6 protein-coding genes and 1 pseudogene are annotated in these 5,383 nt (G+C 66.1%); 6 read left to right on the top strand and 1 reads right to left on the bottom strand.

The features are described from left to right. Together AC1RWI_RS32145 and rpsJ are read left to right on the top strand one after the other, a co-directional pair. A partial coding sequence (locus AC1RWI_RS32145; protein ID WP_156545601.1) for an EF-Tu C-terminal domain-related protein occupies positions 1-79 on the top strand: 79 nt, incomplete at its 5' end. Between the two features lie 94 nt (positions 80-173). Continuing rightward, positions 174-482, top strand: coding sequence for a 30S ribosomal protein S10 (gene rpsJ, locus AC1RWI_RS32150; protein WP_006160488.1), 309 nt, complete (start codon positions 174-176; stop codon positions 480-482). Between the two features lie 101 nt (positions 483-583). Here the strand turns inward: rpsJ and AC1RWI_RS32155 are convergent, their stop codons facing one another. Then, entirely contained in the window at positions 584-1,597 is a 1,014-nt protein-coding gene (locus AC1RWI_RS32155; RefSeq protein ID WP_043350370.1) for an AraC family transcriptional regulator, read from the bottom strand. A gap of 238 nt (positions 1,598-1,835) precedes the next feature. On the opposite strand from AC1RWI_RS32155, the gene AC1RWI_RS32160 reads away from it, so the two are divergent. From AC1RWI_RS32160 to AC1RWI_RS32175, 4 genes and pseudogenes are all read left to right on the top strand, one after another. Beyond that, on the top strand, positions 1,836-3,065 hold the full coding sequence (locus AC1RWI_RS32160; protein ID WP_043350367.1) for a dienelactone hydrolase family protein: 1,230 nt from the start codon (positions 1,836-1,838) through the stop codon (positions 3,063-3,065). A gap of 112 nt (positions 3,066-3,177) precedes the next feature. Further along, positions 3,178-3,966 carry an SDR family oxidoreductase gene (locus AC1RWI_RS32165; protein WP_043350365.1) on the top strand — a complete coding sequence of 263 codons (789 nt, stop codon included), beginning with the start codon at positions 3,178-3,180 and terminating at the stop codon, positions 3,964-3,966. 71 nt (positions 3,967-4,037) lie between these two features. Then, positions 4,038-5,279 carry a styrene monooxygenase/indole monooxygenase family protein gene (locus tag AC1RWI_RS32170; RefSeq protein ID WP_043350362.1) on the top strand — a complete coding sequence of 414 codons (1,242 nt, stop codon included), beginning with the start codon at positions 4,038-4,040 and terminating at the stop codon, positions 5,277-5,279. Between the two features lies 1 nt (position 5,280). Beyond that, positions 5,281-5,383 (top strand): annotated as a pseudogene (locus AC1RWI_RS32175) (flavin reductase family protein); the annotation flags it as partial.

Consider the following 5,383-nt stretch of genomic DNA (forward strand, 5'->3'; position numbering starts at 1 on the left):
GGAAGAAGGCCTGCGTTTCGCTATCCGTGAAGGCGGTCGTACCGTCGGCGCCGGCGTCGTGGCAAAGATCCTCGACTAAGCAAACTTCCTGGAGCAGGCTGGCGGTACAATACCGTCGGCTTGTTCCCATGTTCCAGGGCGCACGCCGCCCATCGCTCTTTTAAGGAAATATCATGCAGAACCAGAAGATCCGTATCCGCCTGAAGGCTTTCGACTATCGCCTGATCGACCAGTCGGCAGCCGAAATCGTGGATACCGCCAAGCGTACCGGCGCGATCGTCAAGGGCCCGGTGCCCCTGCCGACCCGTATCCAGCGCTTCGACATCCTGCGTTCGCCGCACGTCAACAAGACGAGCCGTGATCAGTTCGAGATCCGCACTCACCAGCGCCTGATGGACATCGTCGATCCTACCGACAAGACCGTTGACGCACTGATGAAGCTCGACCTGCCGGCCGGCGTCGACGTCGAAATCAAGGTGTAAGGTATTCAGCACAAAACCGCCCCAAGCGGTTTTGCGCAAAAAAAGCGGCGAACTTCGGTTCGCCGTTTTTGTTTTTGCGTTCCCGCCCCGACGAATGCGGCCTAGGCGGGCCCGCGCCGACGCAGCGTCTGCCCCGGCGGTTCGCCGAAACTCTTGCGGTATTCCACGCTAAAGCGCCCCAGATGGCAGAAACCCCAGCGCAGGGCCGCAGCCGTGACCGAGTCGATCTCCGGGTCGTTCAGCAGGTCATGGCGAACACGCTCCAGCCGCACCGCGCGCAGGTAGGCCATCGGGCTGATTCCGCGATGCTCCCGGAAGCCCGCATAGAGCCCGCGCAGGCTCACCCCGGCGATTTCCGCCAGCAGGGCGGGGGTCAGTGGCGCCTGTGCATGAGCATGGATGTACTCCTCGACCTGCTTCACGTGGCGCGGCGCCAGCGGTTTGCCCCGTGCACGCATCGCCTCCGCCAAGCTGTGGGGCTGCACTGTCAACAACGTGCCGATTACCAACTGCTCGAGCTGGCAGGCAGTCAACGGATGCCGCGCTGCGTCCGGCGCCAGCGCCAGCAGGTCGGCCAGGTAGTGCATCAACTGATACCAGGCCGCCAGGCGGCGCCAACCCATCCCAAGCTCAAAGCGCAGCGGCGCCTGTGACCGATGGCCGAGGTGCGCCGCGCATACCCGCTCCAGCGCACCGCGCTCCACGCGCACGATCAACTGGTCGCTGTCGTGGCTCCACCGCATCCGCACCGGGTCGCTCGGTGTGAGCACCGAGGCCATGTCGCGGTCGGAGAGGATCTGCTGCTGGCCGCAATGGATCTGGGCATGGCCCGCCAGCGGCATCTGCACAAGCAGGAAATCATCGAGCGGCCCCGGCTCGATCTGGACTTCCGCGCCGTAGGCCAGCCGGTTGAACGACACAGCGCCAAGCGGCGCATGATGCATGCGGGCAGCCAGCGTCGTGCCGCCGATGGTGAGCTTGTGCGGCTTGAAAACCGTACCCACTGCTGCGCGCGTCTGGGCCTGGTCGGTCGAGGCAAAGACCAGCCGGGTGGGGTCGGATAGCAGGGCGCGTGCCAGCGGCTCGGTGGCCGTGGCCGCGGGGGGCTGAGGCATTGTCTCGCTCCTCGGCGTCATTGGCGCGCCGCTTGGTAAGTTGGGTCCGGCCAGCCTGCGGGCGGATTCCTTCACACCACTATAGTGGATCGCTTCCCGGCGCCCCTTGCCCACGCCGGCATTTTCCTGCACTAATCGGATAGCCGCTGCAGCCCGCGGCTAGTTTGCTGCAGTGCGGATCGCCCATGATGGAATCCAGCACGGCAGCCCAACCCCCAAAAACAAAGGAGCGCAGCCCATGGGCCAGACTATCCAGATCCACGCCGCCGACGGCGCATTCAACGCCTACCTTGCCACGCCCGCATCGGGCAAGGGACCCGGCATCGTCTTGTGCCAGGAAATCTTCGGCGTCAATGCCACCATGCGCGCCGTGGCGGACTACTACGCCGAGGAGGGCTACACGGTGCTGGTGCCCGACTTGTTCTGGCGTATCGCCCCCGGCATCGAACTGGGAGATCGCGGTGAGGACTTTCAGCGCGCCTTGGGCTTGTATCAGCGCTTCGATGAGGCCCTGGGCGTCAAGGACGTCGGTGCGGCGCTGGACGCGCTGCGGGCCCGTCCTGAATGCGTGGGCCAGACCGGGGTGCTCGGGTTTTGCCTGGGTGGCAAGCTCGCCTATCTGGCCGCCTGCCGCCTGGACGGCGTGGCCTGTGCCGTGGCGTACTACGGCGTCGGCATCGAGCGCGCGCTGGACGAGGCGGCCAAAATCCAGGGGCGGCTGGTGCTGCATGTGGCCGAGCGCGACGGCTTTTGCCCGCCTGAGGCGCAGGCGCAGATCCGCGCAGCCTTGGGCGGCAAGGACGGCATCGAGCTGTACGTCTATCCGGGCGTGGACCACGCGTTCGCGCGCACCGGCGGCGAGCATTTCGACCACCCATCGGCGCTGATGGCGCATCAGCGCTCGATAGCCGCGCTGCGCGCAGAGATGGGTCCGCACTACGATTTCTCGGCCCTCTGGGACAAGCACTGCGAATACGAGTTCGCCACCCGCGATGTCGACGCCACGATGGCGACGATGGTGTCGGAACCCTACGTGAACCATATCCCGACCATGACTGGCGGCGTCGGCTACCGGCAGCTCAAACGCTTCTACCAGAACCATTTCGTCAACAGCAATCCGCCCGATACCAGCCTGATCCCGCTGTCGCGCACCGTGGGCGCCAGCCAGATCGTCGACGAGATACTGTTCTGCTTCACGCATACCTGCGAAGTCGACTGGATGCTGCCTGGCGTGGCGCCCACCGGCAAGCGGGTGGAGATCCCCCTCATCGCCATCGTCAAGTTCCGCGGCGACAAGCTCTACCACGAGCACATCTACTGGGACCAGGCGAGCGTGCTGGTGCAGATCGGCAAGCTCGATCCGGCCGGCCTGCCCGTGGCAGGTGTGGAGACCGCGCGCAAGCTGCTCGACGAAACGCTGCCCTCCAACACGCTGATGGCGCGCTGGCAGGAGAGCGAAGGCAAGTAAGAGCCCGTACGGGCAAGTACCACGCATTACAGCAAAGCAGAAGGCCGCACCCGGCACGTGCTGTCGCAAGGCGGCAGCCGGGCAGCGGCCAAGACAACCAGGAGACAGCGTCATGAAAGGACTGCGGGACAAAGTGGCCATCATCAGCGGTGGCGCCACGTTGATCGGCGCGGGCGTGGCCAGCGCCTTCGTCGAGGCCGGCACGCGAGTGGCCATTCTCGACATCGATGCCAGCGGCGGCGAGCGGGCAGCTGCCGCGTTGGGCGAGCGGGCATTGTTCGTCCATACGGACATCACCGACGATGCCCAGGTGGCGGCGGCGGTAGCCCGGGTGAGCCAGCACTTCGGTGGTGTTGACTACCTGGTCAACCTGGCGTGCACCTATCTGGACGATGGCTTCAAATCAGCACGGCGCGACTGGCTTGCGGCGCTGGACGTCAACGTGGTTTCCGGGGTGATGCTGGCGCAGGCCGTGCACCCGGCCATGCGGGCTCGCGGCGGTGGCGCCATCGTCAACTTCACCAGTATCTCCGCCAATGTGGGGCAGACGGGCCGCTGGCTCTATCCGGCCTCCAAGGCTGCCATCCGGCAGCTTACCCGCAGCATGGCGATGGATCTCGCGCCCGATGGCATCCGGGTCAACGCTGTTTCTCCCGGCTGGACCTGGTGCCGGCTGATGGATGAGGTCAGCGGCGGCAACCGCGAGCGCACCGATCGCGTGGCGGCGGACTTCCACCTCCTTGGCCGCGTTGGCGAGCCCGACGAAGTGGCTCAGGTCGTGTTGTTTCTCTGTTCCGACCACGCCAGCTTTGTCACCGGCGCGGACTATGCGGTGGACGGCGGCTACTCGGCGATGGGGCCCGAGCAGAACGTGCCCGCCATTCCCAGGCTGGCCGGTTGACGCTGGCATCGAGCATCCCCCAAGCCGGGGCTTCGATTTTCATCCTGAACATCTAGTAGTAGGAGATTGCCATGAGCCAACGCATTGCCATCGTCGGGGCGGGCCAGTCCGGCCTGCAGATGGCCCTCGGGCTGCAAGCCAAGGGCTATCAGGTCACGCTGCTGACCAATCGCACGCCGGACCAGGTCAGGGCGGGCAAGGTCATGTCCAGCCAATGCATGTTCGATCGCTCGTTGCAGGCCGAGCGCGAGCTTGGGCTGAACTGGTGGGACGATAGTTGCCCCCCCGTAGAAGGCATTGGCCTGGCGATTCCGCATCCGGAGCAGCTTGGCGCCAGGCTGATCGACTGGGCCGCCCGGCTCGAGCGGCCTGCGCAGGCCGTGGACCAACGCCTCAAGATGCCGGCCTGGATGGAGGCCTTCGCCGAGCGAGGCGGCGACCTGCGCATCGCCGATGCCGGCATCGACGAGCTCGAAGCGCTGACGCTCGAGCACGATCTGGTCCTGCTCGCCGCCGGCAAGGGCGAAATCGTCAGCCGCTTTGAGCGCGATGCCGCGCGCAGTCCCTTTACCGCACCGCAACGTGCGCTGGCCTTGACCTATGTGAACGGCATGACGCCGCGCACGCCGTACTCGCGGGTTTGCTTCAACCTGATTCCCGGCATCGGCGAGTACTTTGTGTTCCCCGCGCTGACCTTGAGCGGACCTTGCGAGATCATGGTGTTCGAGGGCATACCGGGCGGACCCATGGACCAGTGGGCTGAGGCGCGTACGCCCGAGCAGCACCTGGCCGAAAGCCTGCGCATCCTTCGTACCTGGCTGCCATGGGAAGCGCAACGCTGTGACAACGTCACGCTCACCGATGAGCAGGGCATCCTCGCCGGCCGGTTCACGCCAACCGTGCGCCATCCCGTCATGACGCTGCCGTCCGGCCGGCTGGTGTTCGGCATGGCGGACGCGGTGGTAGTCAACGACCCCATCACCGGACAAGGCTCGAACAACGCCGCCAAATGCTGCAAGGTTTATCTGGAGGCGATCGTCGCGCGCGGTGATCGTGCCTTCGACGCTGCCTGGATGGCGCAGACCTTCGCCAGCTACTGGCAGTACGCCGGTGACGTCGTGAACTGGACCAACTCGCTGCTCACGCCGCCGCCGCCGCACATCCTGGCATTGCTGGGCGCGGCCGGGCAAGCGCCGGCGCTGGCCGCACGCATCGCCAACGGCTTCGACAACCCGCCGGACTTCTTTCCCTGGTGGGCCGATCCCGCCGCCTGCCAGCAACTGATCGACCGGCATTTGCCGCAGGCAGCCTGAGATGGACGCCACTTGTGCCGTGCTCGACCCCAAGGCGCTGCGCCACGCTTGTGGCCGTTACGCCACCGGCGTGGGGGGGGGGGGGGGGGGGGGGGGGGGGGGGG

Source organism: Cupriavidus sp. MPR-AND1C (genome assembly GCF_058809705.1).

What these genes read in the sequence shown, in the direction of transcription:
- AC1RWI_RS32165 (WP_043350365.1), top strand. Translation starts at nt 3,178, where the DNA reads ATGAAAGGACTGCGGGACAAAGTGGCCATCATCAGCGGTGGCGCCACG.
- rpsJ (WP_006160488.1), top strand. Translation starts at nt 174, where the DNA reads ATGCAGAACCAGAAGATCCGTATCCGCCTGAAGGCTTTCGACTATCGC.
- AC1RWI_RS32160 (WP_043350367.1), top strand. Translation starts at nt 1,836, where the DNA reads ATGGGCCAGACTATCCAGATCCACGCCGCCGACGGCGCATTCAACGCC.
- AC1RWI_RS32155 (WP_043350370.1), bottom strand. Translation starts at nt 1,597, where the DNA reads ATGCCTCAGCCCCCCGCGGCCACGGCCACCGAGCCGCTGGCACGCGCC.
- AC1RWI_RS32170 (WP_043350362.1), top strand. Translation starts at nt 4,038, where the DNA reads ATGAGCCAACGCATTGCCATCGTCGGGGCGGGCCAGTCCGGCCTGCAG.